Annotated in this window: 16 protein-coding genes and 1 other RNA gene; 5 read left to right on the forward strand and 12 right to left on the reverse strand. The window is 70.1% G+C overall.

The annotated features are described in order from the left end of the window. Window positions 1-57: 57 nt before the first annotated feature. Genes EXE51_RS13685 through ligA form a run of 3 tightly spaced genes read right to left on the reverse strand, consistent with a single transcriptional unit; the run spans window position 58 to window position 3,653 of the window. On the reverse strand, window positions 58-792 hold the full coding sequence (locus EXE51_RS13685; protein ID WP_089307889.1) for an MBL fold metallo-hydrolase: 735 nt from the start codon (window positions 790-792) through the stop codon (window positions 58-60). A gap of 35 nt (window positions 793-827) precedes the next feature. Beyond that, window positions 828-1,694 (reverse strand): hypothetical protein, encoded by an 867-nt coding sequence (locus EXE51_RS13690; protein WP_089307890.1) that lies wholly within the window; start codon window positions 1,692-1,694, stop codon window positions 828-830. A 48-nt stretch (window positions 1,695-1,742) separates the two neighbouring features. Next, window positions 1,743-3,653 (reverse strand): ATP-dependent DNA ligase LigA, encoded by a 1,911-nt coding sequence (gene ligA / locus EXE51_RS13695; RefSeq protein ID WP_137692851.1) that lies wholly within the window; start codon window positions 3,651-3,653, stop codon window positions 1,743-1,745. A 98-nt stretch (window positions 3,654-3,751) separates the two neighbouring features. Between ligA and EXE51_RS13700 the strand changes: the two genes are divergently transcribed. After that, window positions 3,752-4,336 carry a GNAT family N-acetyltransferase gene (locus tag EXE51_RS13700; protein ID WP_137692852.1) on the forward strand — a complete coding sequence of 195 codons (585 nt, stop codon included), beginning with the start codon at window positions 3,752-3,754 and terminating at the stop codon, window positions 4,334-4,336. A gap of 392 nt (window positions 4,337-4,728) precedes the next feature. On the opposite strand, the gene ffs is transcribed toward EXE51_RS13700, so the two are convergent. Further along, window positions 4,729-5,040, reverse strand: an RNA gene (ffs, locus tag EXE51_RS13705) — signal recognition particle sRNA. A gap of 107 nt (window positions 5,041-5,147) precedes the next feature. Next, on the reverse strand, window positions 5,148-5,561 hold the full coding sequence (locus EXE51_RS13710; RefSeq protein WP_086219636.1) for a hypothetical protein: 414 nt from the start codon (window positions 5,559-5,561) through the stop codon (window positions 5,148-5,150). Between the two features lie 118 nt (window positions 5,562-5,679). Here EXE51_RS13710 and EXE51_RS13715 point away from each other — a divergent pair, with 118 nt between their 5' ends. Then, window positions 5,680-6,138, forward strand: a complete 459-nt coding sequence (locus EXE51_RS13715) for a hypothetical protein (protein ID WP_049931186.1) — start codon at window positions 5,680-5,682, stop codon at window positions 6,136-6,138. Between the two features lie 28 nt (window positions 6,139-6,166). Here the strand turns inward: EXE51_RS13715 and EXE51_RS13720 are convergent, their stop codons facing one another. Next, a complete protein-coding gene (locus tag EXE51_RS13720; RefSeq protein WP_089307892.1) occupies window positions 6,167-7,192 on the reverse strand; it encodes an aldo/keto reductase in 1,026 nt (341 codons plus the stop codon). Between the two features lie 111 nt (window positions 7,193-7,303). Then, window positions 7,304-7,948 carry an FAD-dependent oxidoreductase gene (locus EXE51_RS13725; RefSeq protein WP_086216260.1) on the reverse strand — a complete coding sequence of 215 codons (645 nt, stop codon included), beginning with the start codon at window positions 7,946-7,948 and terminating at the stop codon, window positions 7,304-7,306. A 433-nt stretch (window positions 7,949-8,381) separates the two neighbouring features. On the opposite strand from EXE51_RS13725, the gene EXE51_RS13730 reads away from it, so the two are divergent. From EXE51_RS13730 to EXE51_RS13740, 3 genes are all read left to right on the forward strand, one after another. Beyond that, window positions 8,382-10,139 carry a 2-oxoacid:acceptor oxidoreductase subunit alpha gene (locus EXE51_RS13730; RefSeq protein ID WP_086216261.1) on the forward strand — a complete coding sequence of 586 codons (1,758 nt, stop codon included), beginning with the start codon at window positions 8,382-8,384 and terminating at the stop codon, window positions 10,137-10,139. A 3-nt stretch (window positions 10,140-10,142) separates the two neighbouring features. Next, window positions 10,143-11,006, forward strand: a complete 864-nt coding sequence (locus tag EXE51_RS13735) for a 2-oxoacid:ferredoxin oxidoreductase subunit beta (RefSeq protein ID WP_049931193.1) — start codon at window positions 10,143-10,145, stop codon at window positions 11,004-11,006. A gap of 193 nt (window positions 11,007-11,199) precedes the next feature. Then, a complete protein-coding gene (locus EXE51_RS13740) occupies window positions 11,200-12,435 on the forward strand; it encodes a digeranylgeranylglycerophospholipid reductase (RefSeq protein WP_049931194.1) in 1,236 nt (411 codons plus the stop codon). A gap of 106 nt (window positions 12,436-12,541) precedes the next feature. Here EXE51_RS13740 and citZ read toward each other — a convergent pair whose 3' ends face one another. The 5 genes from citZ to alaS form a co-directional block, all read right to left on the reverse strand. Then, window positions 12,542-13,684 (reverse strand): citrate synthase, encoded by a 1,143-nt coding sequence (gene citZ, locus EXE51_RS13745; RefSeq protein WP_137692853.1) that lies wholly within the window; start codon window positions 13,682-13,684, stop codon window positions 12,542-12,544. Window positions 13,685-13,880: 196 nt separating this feature from the next. Beyond that, window positions 13,881-15,767, reverse strand: a complete 1,887-nt coding sequence (locus EXE51_RS13750) for a PINc/VapC family ATPase (RefSeq protein WP_094495097.1) — start codon at window positions 15,765-15,767, stop codon at window positions 13,881-13,883. A 145-nt stretch (window positions 15,768-15,912) separates the two neighbouring features. Beyond that, window positions 15,913-16,629 (reverse strand): type 1 glutamine amidotransferase, encoded by a 717-nt coding sequence (locus tag EXE51_RS13755; RefSeq protein ID WP_137692854.1) that lies wholly within the window; start codon window positions 16,627-16,629, stop codon window positions 15,913-15,915. Window positions 16,630-16,727: 98 nt separating this feature from the next. Next, window positions 16,728-17,531, reverse strand: a complete 804-nt coding sequence (locus tag EXE51_RS13760) for an alpha/beta fold hydrolase (RefSeq protein WP_094520384.1) — start codon at window positions 17,529-17,531, stop codon at window positions 16,728-16,730. A 19-nt stretch (window positions 17,532-17,550) separates the two neighbouring features. Then, window positions 17,551-20,331 carry an alanine--tRNA ligase gene (alaS, locus tag EXE51_RS13765; protein ID WP_094552861.1) on the reverse strand — a complete coding sequence of 927 codons (2,781 nt, stop codon included), beginning with the start codon at window positions 20,329-20,331 and terminating at the stop codon, window positions 17,551-17,553. Between the last annotated feature and the right edge of the window lie 86 nt (window positions 20,332-20,417).

Here is a 20,417-nt window from a genome sequence, read left to right on the forward strand (position 1 = left end):
CGCCGTCCGGTTCGGCAATCAGTCCGTCAGATTCGGGTCTCCGTCCGCCCGGTCCGACTACTGGTTCGCCGAGCGCGCGTCGAGCGCGACCGGTATCGACCGGCTCGCCACGTCCCCGGCGAACGCCTCGCCGTCGGCTTCCAGCAGGTCGAACGTGTCGTAGTGGATCGGGACGACGAGGTCGGGGTCCATCGCCTCGGCCAGGTCCGCCGCCTCGCGGGGGTCCGAGACGATGCCGCCCCCGCCGATGTTCGCGAGGAAGACGGAGACGTCGAGCTCGGCGAACCCGTCGAGCGCGTCCGAGTCGCCGGGCCAGAAGACGGTGCGCCCGCCGAGCGACAGGAGGAAGCCGCAGCCGAACCCGGGCGGGTGCGCGACCGAGCCGTCGGCGTCCGCGTTCGGCCCCTCCGGATCGTTGTGTGCCGGGACGGGCCAGACCCGTACCTCGCCGGCGGGCGTCTCGACGTCGACGCGGTCTTCCTCGCCGACGCGGACGACCTCGTACTCTTCCGCGAGCGCGTCGATCGGCTCCACGTCGCGGTCGATGCCGGCGGGGTCGACCCCGTCGTAGATCACGAGCGTCGCGTCCTCGCTCGCGACAGACCGGATCCCGTCGCTGTCGTAGTGGTGGTCGTGGGTGACGACGACGAGGTCGCCGTCGCGCGCCCAGTAGTCGTCGAGGACGCCGTACCGGCCGGGGTCGGTGTAGGCCACCGGCCCCCCGTCCGTCTCCAGCCGCGCCGTCGCGTAGCCGAGCCACTCCACCGAGAACTCCTCGTAGCGGACCGTCATGTTACCGTTTGTGGGCGCGCTCGTCTTGAGGGTGGCTATCGGTCGCGGTCGGCGTCGAGGGCCGTGTCGCCGATCGCCCCGTCGTCGACCGATTCGCCCTCACCGATCACGAGCAGGTCCCACGCCGCCGTGAGCGTCTCGTCGTCGATCGACCGCCCCAGCGCGTGCTCGGGAACGAGCGGCATCGGAATCGGAACGTATCCGGCCTCGCGCAGCGCCGCGAACCCGCTGACCGTCTCGACGACCGTCCCGTCGCCTCCCCGCCGGACGCGGAACCGCTTGTCGTCCGGATCGCGGCGGTACGCGAACGGGAACGCCTCGTCCGGCGGGGTCTGGAGGCTATCGACGCCGGCGAGGACGGCGACCGCCTCGCCGTCGACCTCGCAGAGGAGCCGGGGGACGACGGGTCGCCCTTCGTCGTCGACCGCGGCGGCGTCGACGTCCGAGCGGGCCGTCACCGGGCCGAGGGGCGTGTCCGTCTCACGCCAGCCGAACGTCGGATGGCCGAGGCCGTCGGCGCGGACGCAGGCGTAGCCGCCGCCCGAGACCGGGACCCGGTCCGGGCCGAGGTGGAAGGTTCGTCGACCGTCGGTCCGCTCGGCGAGCAGCGGCGGGTCGGCGAGGAGGTCGCGCACGGCCGCCGCGGTGTCGGCGTCGCGGGCGACGAACAGCGCGCGGCGGCCCCGGTCGAGCGCGTGGCCGAGCCGCGAGGCGATCACGATCGGCGTCGCGTCGTCCGCTGCGAGCGGCTCCACCGCCAACCGGTCGTCGCCGCGGGTCGCGACCGCCGGCGGCTCGGCGCCCGTCTCCGGGCGGTCGACCTCGAACCCCGCCGCCGCGAGCCGCTCGACGGCCGCGTCGGTGAGGTCTCGCCGCGTCGCGTCGCCGAGCGGGCCTGGCATGTGTTACCCTACGAACCGGACCGTCAAGGAGTTTCGCGTGTCGGAACGTCAGCCGTCGCCGGCGAACCGACGGACGCGGGCGAGCGAGTCGGCGTCGTCGACCCCCTTGTCTTCGCGGACGCCGACGAAGCGGGGGAACCGGAGCGCGTAGCCTGCGGAGTACGTCGGCGAGGTCTGGATCTCCTCATAGCCGACCTCGACCACGAGTTCGGGGTCGAACGAGACCGTCGTCCCCGTCTCGTCGACGACGTGCGGCTCCAACCGCTCCGTGAGGTCCGCGAGCGCCTCGTCGGTGATCCCGGTCGCCACCTTCCCGACCGTGGCGTATCCCGGTGGCGCGAGGTCGTCGGCGTCGCGGTCGTCGGGATCGCGGCCGGCGGCGTCGCGTCCGTCCGGGTCGCTCGCACCGTCGTCGTCGTCGCGGACCGCGAGCAGGAACGTACCGAACAGCTCCGCGCGGCGTCCCTCGCCCCACTCGGCGCCGACGACGACCGCGTCGAGCGTCTCCACGTCGGGCTTCCGCTTCAGCCAGTCGCGCCCGCGGTCGCCGGGGGTGTACGCCGACTCCGGGTTCTTCAGCATGACCCCCTCGTGGCCCGCGTCGAGCGCGGCCCGCTCTTCGGCCGCGATCGCGTCCGCGTCCCCGGCGAGGGTGAGGTCCGCGGCCGCGTCCGGGAGGGCCTCGCGGAGCCGGTCGTGGCGGACGCGGAGTGGCTCGTCGAGCAGGTCGTCGCCGTCGGCGTGGAGGCAGTCGAACGCGTGGAGCCGCAGCGAGACCGTCTCGCGCATCCGGTCGATGTCGTGCTTCCGCCGGAACCGCCGCAGCACCTCCTGAAACGGGAGCGGGTCGCCGTCGTCGTCGACCGCGACGACCTCGCCGTCGAGGATGACGGGCGCGTCGACGCGGTCGGCGACGAACTCGACGATCTCGGGGAGCGCGTCCGTCACGTCGTCCATGTTCCGCGAGTAGAGCCGTGGACCGAGCGCGGTGCCCTCGCCGCCCGGCGCGTCGCCGTCCGGCACGCCGTCGTCCGCCTCGGCTCCGTCCGGCGCGTAGTGAACCTGAACGCGAGCCCCGTCGAACTTCGTCTCGACGGCGACCTCGTCGAACGCGTCGAGCGCGTCGGTCGCGGTGCCCGCCTGCGCGAGCATCGCCTGGACCGGGCGGCCGACGCGCAGCGACTCCTCGCGGAGCCCCGCGATTCCCTCGTCGCGGGCGCGGACCGCGACCCGCCCGTAGTCGTTCGTCACCTGAAGCGCGCGCTCGACGGCCGCGACCGCGTCGTCGGGCGCGGCGAGTTCGGGACCGTCGCCGTCGGCGGGGCCGTCATCGTCGTCGTCCCCGGACTCGTCGCCGTCGTGGGCCGTCTCGGAGGTCAGGAACGCCTCCGCGATCGCGTCCCGGACGGTTCCCTCGCCGACGCCGAGCCGCATCTCGCCGAGGACAAGGCGGGCGAGGAAAGCCGCCTCGCTCGGCGAACAGCGGGTGAACAGCCCGAACAGGGCGTCGCGTTTGCGCGACTCGCTGCCGTCGCCGCTCGCGGCCGCGAGGTTGCGGAGTTCCTCGTCGAGCGCGGCCACCGTGAGCGCGTCGCGACCGGAGCCGAACGCGGCGAGGCCCCGCTGGCCGCCGAAGTCGTACGCGGCCGCGACCGCGCCGATCTCGCCCCGCTCGGCGAGGCGGTCCTCGACGTCGGCGGCGTCGACGTTCGGGCCCGCGGCGCGGGCGATCGCCTCGCGGCAGAGCGCGGGCCCGACGTCGAGCGTACGGGTGTCGTGGGCGGGGAAGACGCGACCGAGGAGGAACCGGACGACGACCGGGAGGTCGTCGGTCGACCCGTGGTTCGCGCCGCCGTCGCCGGCGTCCGCGAGCAGGTCGGCGACCGCGAGGGTCGTCTCGATGTCGCCGTCGTGCGCGGCCACCCGTTCCGCCCGCTCAGCCAGCGCGGCGAATTCCATACGCGTCGGGTCGGCGGCCGGCGGGCAAAAGCGACGCGATGACGGCGGGCGACCGGGCCGGGGAACCGCTTTTCACCTCCGCCCTCGTACAGCCGTCTATGTACGTCCGCGACGCCAAAAACCGTGACGAGGCGTGGTTGTTGGACGCGATCGAGCAGCTGGGGCTCGACGACGTCGCCTTCCGGTCGCGGGACTACGTGATCGCGGTCGACGAGGAGTCGGGCGACCGGGCCGGGTTCGGTCGGCTCCGCCTCCACCGCGGCGACGAGAACGAGGAAAACCGGATCGAGCTCACCGGCATCGGCGTCCTCCCCGAGTGGCGCGACCGCGGCGTCGGGGCGCACGTCGTGGAGCGCCTCGTCGACACCGCGGCCGCGGACGGGTTCGAGACGGTGTACGTGCTCACCGACCAGCCGGAGTACCTGACGCAGTTCGGCTTCGAGCTCGTCGACACCGACGACCTCCCGCCGGCCCTCTCGGACCGCCTCACCGAGAAGCGCGAGTTCCTCGGCGGCGGGGTCGTCGGCCTCGAACTGACCGTCGACGCGTTCGAGATGGCGGACCGGTTCCGGCGGGCGTTCAAGGACGCCGAGCCGACGGGCGACGACGAGCCGGAGGAGTCGGCGGAGGACTTCGGGATCGACCCCGACTCGGCGACGTACAAGTACGACACCGGTCGCTGAGCCGCGGGACTGGTTTTTTTGTGGCCGCTGTGGCGCGTGCCTCCGAGCGTCCGAAGGACGCGAGGAGCACGCGCGAGGGAGTCGGTGGTCCGGAGCGGAGCGGAGGACCGCCGACGAGGCTGGGGAGGTGTGAGGCGCGGTCGCTGTGCGGGGCGGGGCTCGCGGCTGGGGCTTCGGTGGTGGTCGTTTCGATCGATAATTCATAAATGGTATCGTCAGACAGCCGAGCGGCTGGGTGTTCGAGGTTGCTCAGCGTGGCGGCGTCAATTGCGTATAACTGGAGCCCGGATGAGGGTGATTTTACGTATAAGTAAACGCTCGCGGCGTCGACGCTCACACCGGCGACCGTAGCGTCACAGCATCACCACTCGTCGAAGGAAGCAGCGTATGAATGGCGGACAGGCGGGGTAGCCCGGCGTTCCGTCACGGGGTATCCCGATTGCCTCCTCCACCCCGCGACCCGACGAGCGACTGGCGTCCGGCGGTGGGCTGCTCGCTTCCGCGCCTGACCCAATATCGCCGACGAACCGCGACGGACCGCTCCTGCGAGCGGGCGCCACGGACCGCTGTCCCCGGCGGACGAGGCTTCCACGTTGGCTCTCGGGGCCCGTGCCGGTCTGACCGGACGTGCCCGCTGTTCGGTCCCCGCTGAAGACTGCCTCACGGGTAACGAGCGGGGCCTAACCGCCCGACCTAGTCCGTTCGACGATATTCGGGTGCGGCATAAGGGCCTTTCGTTCGCCGGCCGACGGCGACGCGGGCGGCGAGCGCGCGTCGGAAAAGAGGCGTCCCGCGCGTTCCGGCGTCTCGGCTACGATAACACCGCTCGGGCGTACACCGCCGCGGAGAGCGGCAGCGGGACGGAGAGCGCGACGACGGCGGGCGCGTGCCACACCAGCCAGAGGTGGTCGCGGAACACGGCGGTCGGTTGGACCGCGAGCGCCCACGTCGCCGCGCTCGCGGTCGTCGCGAGCCCGAGGACGATTGCCACGCCCGCGAGCGTCCCCGGGTCGACGTTCCCCTGCTCGACCGAGGCGATAACGACCGCGGCGAGCAGCGCGAACAGCGCGATCCCGCTCCAGCCGACGGCCCCGGAGGCGTAGTAGGACGCGAGCTGCGACGCGTACTCCGGCCCCGTGATGATCGCGTACGGCGCGACGAGCGCGACGACGGTGACGACCGCGGCGGCGATCCCGACCCGACGCGAGACGGCGCGGAGATTCATACCCGACCTCGGAACGGAACCGCGGTAAAAGGACCGGATCGGAGCGGACGCGGGGGGCGGCCGCCTCGCCGCACTCCGTTCCCGTAGCGTTTTGGCCCGTCGGCACCCACTACGGACCATGTCACTCGACGTCGACCTGCCGGAGCCTCCCGAACTCGCCGCCGTCGACCCGAACGAGTACGAGGACGCCGAGGTGGCTGGCGGCGAGTACCGCCGCGACGACCTCGAAGCGCTCCTCCGCGAGGGCGCGTGGGAGGAGGCGTTCGACCAGTGGGCCGCGGGCAGCGACATGGACGCGGCGGACTGGCAGATCGCGCTCGACCTCGAGTTAGTCTCCCGGTTCGACTTCTTCTGGGACGACTTCGCCGACCGGGTCGGCTACCACGCGCCGGGGCTGCCAGAGGACTGGAAGGAGCGCGACCTCCACCCGGACCTCGACTCGTGGGGGACCGTCTCCGCGATCAACGCGGGGCTCACGGAGCTCGGGCAGATCGTCTGCGAGACGCTCAAGGAGGAGTACATCGACTGGGAGGCCGACTTCGAGGCGCCGGACGACCTGCCGGACTTCGACGAGTAGCGGCCGCTTGTGGACGGGAGGCGACTGCTCAGTGGCCCCAGCGGTTCCCGTCCGGGTCGTAGCGCGCGTCCATGATCCGGTCCCACTGCTCGTCGGAGAGGTGGAGGTCGGCCGCCGCGACGTTCTCGTCGAGCTGATCGACCGTCCGCGCGCCGACGATGGGGACGCAGGTAAACTCGTCCCAGCCGGAGAGCCACGCAAGCGCGACCTGCGCGGGCGTCGCGTCGCACTCGTCGGCCACATCGCGGACCGCGTCGAGCACCTTCCAGCCGCGCTCGGAGAGATAGAAGCGCTCGAACCGGTCGTCGAAGCTCGCCCGGGAGCCGTCGGGCGCGATCACCTGCTCGGGGTCGTCCGGGTCGGCGCGCTCGTACTTCCCGGTGAGGAACCCGCCCGCGAGCGGGGAGTACGGGCAGACCGCAAGGTCTTGGTCGATACAGACGTCGAGGTACTCCTTCACGTCCTCGTAGTAGCCCGCGTGGTGGAGTGGCTGGACCACGTCGAAGCCCGCGTACCCGTTGGCGTCGGCGGTCCACTGCGCCTTCGTCAGTTGCCACGCCGCCATCGTCGACGCGCCGAGGTGGTGGACCTTTCCCTCGGCGACCAGCTCGTCGAGCGCGCGCATCGTCTCCTCGATGGGGGTGTCCTCGTCCCAGCGGTGGATGTAGTAGATATCGAGGTAGTCCGTGCCGAGTCGGTCGAGGGTCCCCTCGATCTGCGCGCGGATGTGTTTCCGGCCGAGCCCGGAGTCGTTGGGTCCGGGCTCGCCGCGCCCGTCGAATGGGAAGTACACCTTCGAGGCGATCACGTAGTCCTCGCGGTCCCGCTCCGCGAGCCACTCGCCGATGTACGTCTCGCTTTTCCCGTTCGGCGTCCCGTAGACGTTGGCCGTGTCAATGAAGTTGATCCCGCGGTCCGCGGCCGCGTCGAGGAGCTCGTGTGACTCCTCGCGACCCGTCTCCACGACGCCGTTCGTCTCGCGCCCGAACCGCCACGTGCCGAAGCAGAGCTCCGAGACGCTGAGCCCGGTGTTCCCGAGCCGTCGGTAGTCCATACCCGGTCCTCGCGGGGGAGGTGTGTAAAGCGTGGCGGCGCCGGCCGGCGACGCCGCGAAGATCGGCCGAGGCGCCGACGCGAGCGCGGACGGCCCGGCCTGCGGCCGCGCCTACCCGAAGTTCTCGACCTTCGCGGCGTCCGCGTCGCCGCCCGCCGCCTCGATGGCGGCCTCCGCGTCGGCGACGAGGTCGGCGAACCCGTAGACGAACACGGTCCCGCCGTCGGCGCCGGTGAGGACGTCGGCGACGGCGTCGGTCAGGGGGGCATCGCCGTCGAGCAGCCTGACCGCGGCGCCGCGCTCGCGGAGGGCGTCGATCCGATCGGCGTGGGCCACGTCGTCGTCGCGGTAGACGACGGCGGCCTCGGCGTCCTCGTCGAGCGCGCGCTCAGCGATGGCGACCGCGGGGCCGACCCCGGGGCCGCCCGCGATCACGACCGCGCGTGGCTCGCCGTCGTAGTGCTGGTCGCCGAAGGGGCCGGAGAGCGTCATCTCGGTGCCCGCCTCGGCGCCGGAGAGGAACGCCGAGAACTCGCCGCCCTCGTCGGGGTCGATACCGACCGTGACCTCGAACGTCTCGCCGACGCGGGGCGACGAGAGGGTGTAGAACCGCGCGACCGACTCGCCGTCGATCTCGGTGCCGAGCTTCACGAACTGTCCGGGTTCGGCCGCGAACCCCTCGGGGGCGCGGAAGCGGAGGGCGTACGTGTCGGAGCCGACCGGCTCCACCGACTCGACCGTCGCTGTCGTGTCCATACGTCGGATCGGCGGGGCAGACACAAACGCCTTCCCGTCGCCGTCGGTCCTGCCCATGTCGAAACCGGTTCGGACGGGAGGCCCAGATCCCCGCTGCGGTGACCGGCCCGCAGGGCCGACCGCCTCGGCATGGGGACGACCCGACACATGGACGCCAGATGCGAGGATACCCGACGCCTTGGCCTACCTCGTCGTGAACAAGTCCGCCGCGCACGGGGCCGACGCAGTTCGTCAAACGTCGAAAACGGGTCCGACGCGAAGGGTCGATCGTGATGATTTTGGTGAACGAACGTCTAATTATATGCGTTATTACAAGGTATATAGGGCTCAAAGCTGACAATATTCGCGATATCGAAGACGTACGTCCAGATACACCTCGGTGGCTCCTTCCAGAAGCCTTTTGATGAGTCCGCCGGAACCTTGCCCATAGCACATGGCTGCGGATTTCAACTGGGCTGTCGGCGGAGAGGCCGGCGACGGCATCGACTCGACGGGGAAGATCTTCGCACAGGCGCTTTCCCGCGCGGGTCGACACGTGTTCACGTCGAAGGACTTCGCATCTCGGATACGAGGCGGCTACACCGCCTACAAGGTGCGAACCTCCGTCGACAAGGTACAGAGCGTCGTTGACCGACTCGACGTGCTCATCGCGTTGACCCCCCGGACGATCGAGGAGAACCTCGACGAGCTCCACGAGGGGTCGGTGATCATCTACGACGGCGAACGGACGACGATGCAGGACGTCGAGATCCCCGAGGGGATGATCGGCCTCGACGTGCCGCTGAAGAGCCTGGCCGAGGAGGCCGGCGGCGCGATTATGCGGAACGTCGTCGCGCTCGGCGCGGCCTGCGAGGTGGCCGAGTTCCCCATCGAGAACCTCGACTCGGCGCTGGAGAAGCGGTTCAAGGACAAGGGCCAGAAGCTCGTCGACAACAACAAGGAGGCGGCCCGCGCGGGCCAGTCGTACGTCGCCGACGAGTACGACCACGAGTTCGACTACTCGCTGGAGACCACCGACGAGGACTACGTCCTCCTCAACGGCGACGAAGCGATCGGCATGGGCGCCATCGCGGCCGGCTGCCGCTTCTACGCCGGCTACCCGATTACGCCCGCGACCGACGTGATGACGTACCTCACTGGCCGCATCGAGCGGTACGGCGGCCACGTCGTCCAGGCGGAAGACGAACTCTCCGCGATCAACATGGCGCTGGGCGCGGCCCGCGGCGGCGCCCGCGCGATGACCGCGACCTCCGGGCCGGGGATCGACCTGATGACCGAGACGTTCGGGCTCATCGCCACCTCGGAGACGCCGCTCGTCATCTGTAACGTGATGCGCTCGGGCCCCTCGACGGGGATGCCGACGAAACAGGAGCAGGGCGACCTGAACCAGATGTTGTACGGCGGCCACGGCGAGGTGCCGCGGTTCGTCCTCGCGCCGACCACCATCTCGGAGTGCTTCTGGAAGACCGTCGAGGCCTTCAACCTCGCCGAGAAGTACCAGCTCCCTGTCTACCTCACCGCCGACCTCTCGATGGCGGTCACCGAGCAGACGTTCTCCCCGGAGACGTTCGACATGGACGAGGTGGAGATCGACCGCGGCAAGATCGTCGACGAGACGGCGATCGACGACCACATGAGCGAGTCGGGCGGCTTCCAGCCCCACGAGATCACCGATGACGGGGTCTCGCCGCGGGCGTTCCCCGGTACGGCCGACGGCGCGCACATGTCCACCGGCCTCGAACACGACGAGCAGGGCCGCCGGACAGAGGACACGGAGATGCGCGTCGAGCAGGTCGACAAGCGCAACCGCAAGGTCGAGACCGCCCGTGAGCGCGAGGACTGGAGCCCGCGCGAGTTCGGTGACGAGGACGCGGACACCCTCGTCATCACGTGGGGGTCGAACGAGGGCGCGCTCGCCGAGGCAGTGGAGTTCCTCGACGAGGACGGACTGGACGTGCGGGTCCTCTCGGTCCCGTACATCTTCCCGCGGCCGGACCTCGCGGAAGACGTGGCGGCCGCCGAGACGACGGTCGTCGTCGAGTGTAACGAGCAGGGCCAGTTCGCGGACCTCGTCGAACACGACGTGCTCGAACGCGTCGACCGCGTGAACAAGTACAACGGCGTGCGGTTCAAGGCCGACGAACTCGCAGCGGAGATCAAGTCGACCCTCGAAGCGGGGGTGGAGGCGTAACCAATGAGCTCAGACATTCGATTCACCGATTTCAAGTCCGACAAGCAGCCGACGTGGTGCCCGGGGTGCGGCGACTTCGGGACGATGAACGGGATGATGAAGGCCCTCGCGGAGACGGGCAACGACCCCGACAACACCTTCGTCGTCGCCGGCATCGGCTGTTCCGGCAAGATCGGCACGTACATGCACAGCTACGCGCTCCACGGGGTTCACGGGCGCGCGCTCCCCGTCGGCACCGGCGTCAAGATGGCGCGGCCCGACATCGAGGTGATGGTGGCCGGCGGCGACGGCGACGGCTACTCCATCGGCGCGGGCCACTTCGTCCACGCCGTCCGGCGCAACGTCGACATGACGTACGTCGTGATGGACAACCGCATCTACGGGCTGACGAAGGGCCAAGCGTCGCCGACCTCCCGCGAGGACTTCGAGACGTCGACGAGCCCCGACGGGCCCAAACAGCCGCCGGTGAACCCCCACGCGCTGGCGCTCGCCTCCGGCGCGACGTTCATCGCGCAGTCGTTCTCCTCGGACGCGCTCCGCCACCAAGAGATCATCCAGGAGGCCATCGAGCACGACGGGTTCGGCTTCGTCAACGTCTACTCCCCCTGCGTCACCTTCAACGACGTCGACACGTACGACTACTTCCGCGACTCGCTGGTCGACCTGAAGGAGGCGGACCACGACCCGACCGACCGCGAGGCGGCGAAGGACGTGATCCTCGACAACGAGAAGGAACACCAGGGCGTCATCTACAAGGACGAGTCGTCGGTGCCGTACCACGAGCAGCACGGCGTCGACGAGGACATGTCGGTGCTTCCGGACGGCGCCCCCGAGGGCGCGACCGACCTCGTCCGCGAGTTCTACTGAACCGCGCCGCGGTCCCGGCGGGCGGACCCGATCCGACGCCCGTTTCGGGGGCCGGGTCTGCGTCCGACCGCCGGATGAGACCCCGGTAATTCCGACCTCTCTCGACGGCCAAAACCGGGCGAACGAGGGGGTTCGCGCGTATTTTCCGGTGGGTTTCAGCAAGCCTAATTAGGTGGGTCCGTAACCGTCGTGTATGGTTGACCGCTACGACGTCGCCATCGCCGGCGCCGGTCCGGCGGGCGCGCAGTGCGCCCGTGACCTGGCGACGCGCGACTACGACGTCGTCGTCTTAGAGACGGAGTCGGAAGACGAGTTCCCGCGACAGAGCAACAAGTCGACGGCGGGCACGTTCCCGTCGATGATGTCCTCTTTCGGAATCCCCGACGACGTCGTGATGTCGTACACCGACGACGTTGTGCTGGAGTCGCCCAACGAGTACTATGAGAGCTACCAGCCGGGCGCGGTGTTGGAGTTCGCGGAGTTCAAGCAGTTCCTCGTCGCCGACGGTCGCGACAACGGCGCGGAGTACCGCTTCGACGCGCGGGTCTCGCGGCCGATCCTCGACGACGACGGCGTCATCGAGGGGGTGCGGTACAACGGCGACGAAGCGGTGTACGCCGACATCGTGATCGACGCTACCGGTCCGGCCGCACCGATCGCCAGCGCGCTCGACGTGGTCGACCTCGAACGCGAGAACCAAGCCATCGGTATCGAGTACGAGATGGAGGGCGTCGAGATGAACCACCCGGACTACGCGGACCTCCGGCGGGCGATGATGCTCCGCTTGGACCACAACATCGCGCCCGGCGGCTACTCGTGGATCTTCGCGACCGGCGAGGACACCGCGAAGGTCGGCATCTGTTACATCCAGAACGACCGCCACCGCGAGTTCGCCGAGGCGGGGAAGACCGTCGACGGGTACCTCGACGACTGGATCGACCGCGACCCGCGGTTCGCCGAGGCGGAACAGATCGACGAGACGGTCCACCGCGGCTCCGCGCACATTCAGCGCCCGGAGCAGATGTACACCGACCGGTTCCTCGCCGTCGGCGACACAGTGCCGAGCATCGACCCGCTGTGGGGAGAAGGGATCCACAAGGGCATGAAGTCGGCCCGCGCCGCCGCGGCGACCGTCGACCGCTGTCTCACCGACTCGGAGCGGCGCATCGACGCGGAGAGCCTCGCGGTGTACGAGACGCTCTGGCACCGAGACGTGGCGCCGCGCGCGGAGTCGCGACTGACGCTCACGGAGTTGCTGTACCTCGCACCCAACGAGCGGTACGACCGGTTGATGCGCGATCTCCAAGAGACGGACGACGACATCTTGGCGAAGGCGAACCGCGGCGAGAAGGCGGGGATGGCGCGGCTGCTTCACCTCGACGATGTCCCGCTGCTCGCGAAGTACGCCCGCGAGCGGTTCGGAATCTGAGGAGCCGGGCCGATCGGTCGCGGACGCACATATTCTGCGAGCGGGTGACGCGCCGCGACGTTTGAAGAGCCGTTCGGAGAAGGCGGGTGGGCGGCGGGCGCGACCGTTACCGTTCGTCGAGGGGAATGAACTCGCTGTCTTCCGGACCGGTGTACCGGGCGCGCGGACGGATGAGCCGGTTGTCCTCTTGATACTCGGCGACGTGCGCGATCCAGCCGCCGACGCGGCTCATCGCGAAGATGGGCGTGTACATGTCGACGGGGATGCCGAGCGAGTCGTAGACGGAGCCGGAGTAGAAGTCGACGTTCGGGGCGATCCCCTCCTCGACGAGCCCCTGTTCGGTGAGGTACTCCTCGATGGCGGTGGTGTAGTCCAGCCACTTGGTGTCGCCCGACGATTCGGCGAGGTCGCGGAGCTTCTCCTCGAGGATGTTCGCGCGGGGGTCTTTCACCTTGTAGACGCGGTGCCCGAAGCCGGGGACGCGCCGTCCGTCGTCTCGGGCGTCTTTCACCCACTGGACGGGGTCCTTCGAGGAGGCGTCCACCTCGTGGAGCACCTCCATCACGTCTTGATTCGCGCCGCCGTGGAGCGGGCCGGAGAGCGCGCCGATACCCCCGGTGACGCCGGAGTAAACGTCCGCCATCGTCGACCCGATCACCATCGCGGTGAACGTGGAGGCGTTGAGCCCGTGGTCGGCGTGGAGCGTGAGCGCCATGTCGAACGTCTCCTCGCTCACGTCGTCCGGCTCGGTCCCGGTCAGCATGTAGAGGAAGTTCCCGGCGTGCGAGAGGTCCGGGTCGGGGGCGACCGGCTCCTCGCCCTGACGGACGCGCTCGAACGCGGCGAGGACCGTCGGGATCTTCGCCGTGATCCGTCGTCCCTGACGAAGCGTGGCCTCACCGGCGTCGGCCTCGTCGTCCGGGTCGTACGCCGACAGCATCGACGTCGCGGTCCGGAGCGCGGCCATCGGACGCTCGCCGGCGTCCGCGAGCGCGCGGACCGTCTCGATGACGTCGTCGTCAACCTCGCGCTCCGCCGCGAGGTCGGCGGCGAACGCGTCGAGCTCCGCGGCGGTGGGGAGCGAGCCGTGCCACAGGAGGTACAGCACCTCCTCGTAGCTCGCGCCCCGCGCCAGGTCTTCGATGTCGTACCCGCGATACACGAGCTTCCCGACCTCGCCGTCGACGTAGCTCAGATCTGACTCCGCGACGAGGACGCCCTCGAGCCCGCGTTTTAACTCATCAGCCATACCCCGAGTTATCTAGGCCGTCAAAAAAGCGTTATCTTTCAGGAGGGATACGTTACGACAATCGTGGTATGTGGCCGCGTCGAACGACGACGTGACAGCGAGCGAAAAAGTCTGGCGTGGATGCGATCGCCAGCCAGCGGGGCGATCGGACGGCCGTCGGGCGGCTACGTCCGACCTGGACGGCCGGTTGCGGGATTCACCGCGCCGGGACGACCGTCACGGTCCGGTTCCGGTCGATCGCGTCCTCCAGTTCCTCGGCGATGGCCGAGCCGCGCGAGACCTGAACCTCACCGCCGCGCCCGACCGTGGCGGTGAAGAGGTACTCGCCGTCCGCGCGCACTTCGACCGTCTCGCCGACCTCGTCGTCGACGTCGATGACGACGTGACGCGAGGTGATCTCCGGCGCGACCACCGTCCCGCGCTCGGCGCCGACCTGCCCGTCGCCGTGCCCGTTCTCGGGGCCGCCGGCGGGACCGCCGCCGGACCCGCCGGGCTTCTCGTCGTGCGTGCGGACATCGATGTCGATCCCGAGGCGGTTCTCGATGTCGGCGATGCGGCCGCCGCCCTTCCCGATCACCGTGCCGATGTCGCCCTCGGTGACGTAGACGACCGCCTCGTCGTCGCCGTTCAGCTCCACCTCGACGTGGCCGTGCGCGACCGAGCGGATCTCGCGTTCGATCTCCTTTTTCGCGATGCGGCCGACGCCCGTCTCGCTCCCCGCCTCGCCGCCGTCCTCGTCGAGCGGGACGGTGACGACCTGCCGGTTGAACGTGTATATCTCGTACTCCGGCCGACCGGTCTCGAAGTTCGACACCTGAATGACCGGACGGGCGAGGTCCTCGGCGGTGAGCCCCGCCGGCACCTTCACTTCCGTCGTCACGTCGTAGACCGTGTGGACCTCGCCGGCCTCGATGTAGACGACGGTGTCGACGATCTGCGGGATCATCCCGAGTTCGACGCGGCCGACGAGCCGCTGGAGCGCGTCGATGGCGCGGGAGGCGTGGACGACGCCGACCATGCCGACGCCAGCCATACGCATGTCGGAGAACACCTCGAAGTCGTTCGTCTTCCGGACCTCGTCGTAGATGGTGTAGTCCGGCCGGACGAGGAGGAGAGAGTCGGCGGTGTTCTCCATCTCGCCGCCGAGCGCGCCGTACTGCGTGATCTCGGGACCGACTTGGAGGTCTCGGGGCTTCTCCATCGTCTTCACCGCGTAGTCGCTGTCGTTCAGGAACTCCGCGACCGCCTGCGCGAACGTCGACTTCCCGGCGCCGGGCGAGCCCGAGATGAGGACCCCGCGTTTCCGCTCCGCGAACCGGTCGCGGAGCTCGTCGGCGAACTCGTAGTCGTCGAGGTCCGTCTTCGCGATGGGGCGGACGGCGGTGATCTCGACGCCGTCGGCGAACGGCGGGCGCGCCACCGCGATCCGGTAGTTGCGGAACTGGACGATGTCCATCCCGTCGTCAGAGAGCTCGATGAACCCCTCGCTCGACTGGCGGGCCAGGTCGACGATCGAGTTCGCCCACTCGCGCAGCTGCGCCTCGTCGGTGGGGTCGTCCGCGATCTCGACGTAGCGCATCTCGCCGAGCGCCCCGCGTTTCGCCTTCGGGACGGTCCCCGTCTTGAGGTGGACTGACATCGTCTCGTCGGTGAAAAAGTCCTGTATCGGCAGCTCGTCGACGACGCCGCGGGCGACGGGCTCGACGTACTCGACGTCGAGCCCCTTCGCGCGGGCCACCTCGGCCTGAACCACGTCGCTGGAGAGGAGCGTCGCGTCGTGGTCGGCGGCGAGGTCGCGGATCAGCGCGTCCACGTCGCCCTCGTGTGCGTTCGAGCGGGCGTCGCCGCTCGCGCGCTCGCCGACGTACCGCAGCTCGATCGTCCCGTCGTCGGCGTAGTCCGCGAGCCGCTTGAGTTCGCTGAGCCCGTCCCAGCCGGATTCGAGCCCGTCGTTCGCCTGCGACTCCAACTCGCCGACGACCGCCTCCGGGACGAACACGGTGACCGACTCGTAGGTCCCGTCCGCGACGCGTTCGGACACGCGGCCGTCGACGACCGCGCTCGTGTCCGGTACTACGTTCATACCCGAGTTCGGGACGGGAACCGTATAAGGGTGTTCGACCGGGGGCCGCGGGCGGACGGCGTGGAATCGCGCCGGTCAGTCGTCGCATCGGTCGTGCCGGTCGAGCGGCGCGGCGGTCGCGCCTCCGTCGAACCGGTCGACCTGCTCAGTCGTCCGCGGCCGCCCGCTCCGCCCGCTCGGCTGCCAACCGCTCGGCGTAACCGGTGAAGTTCTCGAACAGTTGCTTCGCCTCGCAGGCGGCGTCGTAGGCGTCGGGCGTGATCGACTCGAGGACGCCGTCCACGCGGGCGTCACCGATCTGATCCCGCTTACCGTCGGTCACGTCGCGGGCCGTGTCGATGTCGTACTCCGGGTGGAACTGGACCCCCCAGCAGTGGCCGTCGCGGAACGCGTGGACGCCGCGGTCGTTCTCCGCGAGCAGCGTCGCTGACGGCGGGAGTTCGACGACTGCGTCGCCGTGGGTGGTGAAGGCGGTGAACGTCTCGTCGATCCCCTCGAACAGCGGGTCGTCGCGAGGTCGGCGGATCTCGTTGTAGCCGATCTCGAACCCGTCCATGCCCGCGACGCGGCCGCCGAGCGCCTCCGCGAGCACCTGGTGACCGTAACAGACGCCGAGGATGGGGACGCCGGCGTCGGCGGCCTCGGCGACGTAGTCGACGAGCGGCGGGATCCACGCCTCGTCCCAGTAGACCGACGAGCGCGACCCGGTCACCACGACGCCGTCGAACTCGGTGTGATCGGGGAGGTCTCCCGTGACGGCGTCGAACTCGACGAGGTCGGCGTCGAGTTCTCTGCGGAAGTTCCGCCGGGTGTTCGCACCGTCGTGGGCGGCGTTCAGCAGGGCGAACCGGAGGCGAGTCATCAGGTGAAGGGTTCGGCGAGAGTCACAAAACGGTTGCGACGCCGGACGCCCCGGCCGACGACGCGGACGCGGGCGTCGCGCGGCCCCGAACGCCGCGCCTACTCGAACCGGCCGGCCGCGTGTTCGGCGAGCCAGCCGACGAGGAGGTCGTTGACCGCGGCCGACGCCTCGACCCCGACGAGGTGGCGCGCCCCGTCGATCCCGTGGAGCTCCCCGCGAGGGAGCCCCTCCGCGAGCGTCTCCACGGCCGTGGCCGGACAGACCGTGTCGTCGGTGCCGTGGACGACGAGCGCGGGCGTGGTGATCTCGTGGAGGCGACCGGTGAGGTCGAACCCCTCGATCGCGGCGCGGTGCGCCTCGTACGTCTCGCGGTCGGCGTCCTCCGCGAGGCGCCATTCCGCGATCCGAGAGAGCGCGTCGGGGTGGGCCTCACAGAAGTCGAGCGAGAGGAGGCCGTTCAGCGACCCCTCGACCGCGGCCGGATCGGCCGGGGGGGCCCAGACGCCGTCGGGGTTGTAGGCGTCCCCCGCGGGCGGCGTCCCGACGAGCGCGACGCTCGCCGGCCGCGAGGAACTCGCCGCGGCCGTCAGCGCGACCATCCCGCCGAGCCCGTAGCCGACAAGGTGAGCGTTTCGGATCCCCTCGGCGGCACACACCGCGTCCACGTCGGCCGCGAGCTCCCCGACCGCGTACGGGCCGGGCGGGGCGTCGGACCGCCCGACACCGCGCGTCTCCGGGGTGATCACGGTGTGTGGACCGGCGAGCGCCGCGTGCTGCCAGCCGAACTGCCAGGCGCCGAGCCCGACGTCGCCGCAGAACACCACCGCCTCGTCGCCGTCGCCGGTGTCGGGGGCGTCCACCTCGTACCGGATCTCGGTCCCGGCGTTGGTCGCGTGCGGCATAGTGGCGAACTGGCTGCGTTCAGGCCTCCTGAAGGCTGCGGAGCACGTCCGGCGCCGCGTCGAGGGCGTCGTCTAAGGCGTCCGCGTCCGGGCCGCCGCCCTGCGCGAAGTCCGGCGGCCCGCCGCCGCCGCCGCCGACGCGCCCGGCGAGCTCCGAGACGACCTGCCCCGCGTTCACGTCGACGCAATCGGGGACGCCGACGACGAAGCTCGCGGAGCCGTCCGCGCCGCTGCCGATCACCGCGACTTTCCCGTCGTCGACGTGGGCGTTCGCGGTCGCGCGCAGTTCGTCGGCGTCGCCGTCGAGCCGCTGGATCACCGCTGTCGTCCCGGCGACGTCGACCGCCTCGGCGTCGGCGCCGCCGGCGGCCCGCGCGGCCGCGAGCTCCTCTTTGAGCGACTCGATCTCCTTGCCGCGGGCCTTCCACTCCTCGAAGAAGCGCTCGGCGGTGTCCGGCACGTCGAGCGGGTCCACGTCCAGGACCTCGGCCGCGTCGTACAGCGCGTCCTCGGTGCGCTGGGTCGCCTCCACCGCCGCGGCCCCGGCCGCGAAGACGATGCGCTCGACGCCGTCCTGTACCGGCTCCGTCTTCAGCACTTTCACGGCGCCGATCTCGCCGGTGCGGGCGACGTGCGTGCCGGCGCAGGCCTGAACGTCGGCGTCGCCGACGTGGATCAGCCGGACGTTCGTTCCCGGCGGGACGCCGCCCTGATACAGGTCGAAGCCGTGCTCGGCCTCCGCCTCGTTGCGGTCGGGCCACTCCTGGCGGACGGGGACGTCGTCGCGGACCAACTCGTTCGCGACGCGCTCGATCGCCTTCACGTCCTCGCGGTCGATGCGCTCGAAGTGGCGCACGTCGAGCCGCGCCGAGTCGGTTCCCTTCTGGGCGCCAGCCTGCCGGACGTGGTCGCCGAGCACCTCGCGGGCGGCGTGACCGATCAGGTGCGTCGCGGTGTGGTGCGCGCGCAGTCGGTCGCGGCGGTCGCCGTCCACCTGCCCCGTGACGAACTCGCCTTTGCCGGGGTCCGCGTCCGTGCGGTGGAGCACGACCCCGTCGACCTCCTGAACGTCGTCGACGTCGACGGTGGTCTCTCCGACCGTGAGGTGGCCGCGGTCGGCCGGCTGACCGCCGCCCTCGGGGTAGAACATCGTCTGGTCCAGCACCACGTCGTACCCGCCCTCGGCCTCCAGCACGTCGAGGACGACCGCCTCGAACTCCGTGCGTCCCTGGTCGTCGTAGAACAGCTTCTCCGTCTCGGGGAGGTCGGCGAGCCGCTCGTCGCGCTCGTCGCTCTCTCCCGCGGCGTCGCCCTCCTCGTGTCGGTCGGCGACGAGCGCGTAGAAGTCGTCGGGCACGTCGACGGTCGCGCCGCGCTCGTCGGCGATGTCGGCGACCATGTCGGGCTGGATCCCGTGGGAGTCGTACAGCTCCAGTAGCTCCCCCGTCGGGATCGGCTCACCGGTGCCGGCGTACTCGTCGGCGAGCTGTTCGACCTTGCGGGCGCCGCGCTCCAGCGTCCGCTCGTACTTCCGCTCCTCGCTGCGGACGATCTCGCGGATCGTGTCGCGGTTCTCGTAGCCGAGCCGCTCGGCCTGCATGTCGACCAGCTCGTCGAGCGGCGCGTCGACGCCGACCTCGTCGACGAGGCGCTTCATCCGGCGGAGCACCATCCGGGCAAGGTAGCCCGTGCCGACGTTCGACGGGACGATCTCGTCGCCGAACATGTACGCGAGCGTCCGCGAGTGGTCGGCGATCGCGTAGATCGCTTCGAGCGGTTCCACCAGCTCGCGCAGTCGGTCGACGTCCACGTCGAGCCGGTCTGCGATCTCGCCGCGGGCGGCCTCCACGTCGTCGACGTCGTCGATGTCGAGCCGGCCGGAGAGCTTGGCGGCGCGGTGGACGATCTCGCGTTCGGCCTCGGTGTGCTCGACACCGGCGTTGTCTTTCAGGAAGTCGATCGCGTCGGGGTAGACGGCCTCGTACACGGTCGCGGTCCCCTGGCTCATCCACGTCCACCGCTCTAACCCGTACCCGGTGTCGACGATGTACGTGTCCATGAACGAGTACGAGTTCCCGTCTTTCATCTCGTAGTCGCCGTCGGGGTCCCGCTCCATACACATGAAGACGAGCGTCGCCAGCTCGGCGCCCTTGTAGATGACCTCGATGGCGGGGCCGGCGTTACCGCCGCCGACCCACGGGTCCTCGATGTAAGTGATCTCTTCGAGGTCGGCGCCGAGACTCTCGAACAGCTCGTCGCAGTACTGAACCGTCTCGTCTTTCCAGTACACCTCGCCGTGGTAGGCGTACTCGTCCTCGTCGACCTCCTCGCGCGTGTTGAACGCGTGGTGGGCCATCATCTCGAACGCCATCGTGTGCCGGCCTGTCTTGCCGACGTTGTCGATGTCCTGCATCCGGATACAGGGCTGCGAGATGGTCAGCGGGTTCGCCGGCGGGGGCGTCTGTCCCGAGGTGACGAGCGGCTGGAAGTCGTAGATCGACGCCTGCGTCAGGAGCACGTCGTCGCGCCAGCGGTTCGCGGCGACCGGGTACGGGTCGATCCGCTCGTGGCCGTTGTCTTCGAAGAAGGAGAGGAACGCCTCGCGCATCTCCGACAGCGAGTGCGCCTCCGGGAAGCCCGGGTCGTCGATGAAGCTGTAGTCCTCGCAGGGCGGCTCGCCGCACAGGTCGCGGTCGCCGTCGCGGGTCCAGAAGTGCGCGCCACAGGAGGGACACTCCTTGCGCTCGAACCCCTCCTCCTCGAAGTAGTCGAGACGGTACTCCGCTTCGAGATCGCTCATTACACGAACGTGGCCCGTGTTGCTCCAAAAGGGTTCCGGGGTCGCTCGTCGCCGGCGAAGAGGGCGGAGCGCGGGACGGCCGGAAC

This window comes from Halorubrum sp. CGM5_25_10-8B (assembly GCF_005435095.1).
GTDB classification, from domain to species: domain Archaea; phylum Halobacteriota; class Halobacteria; order Halobacteriales; family Haloferacaceae; genus Halorubrum; species Halorubrum ezzemoulense.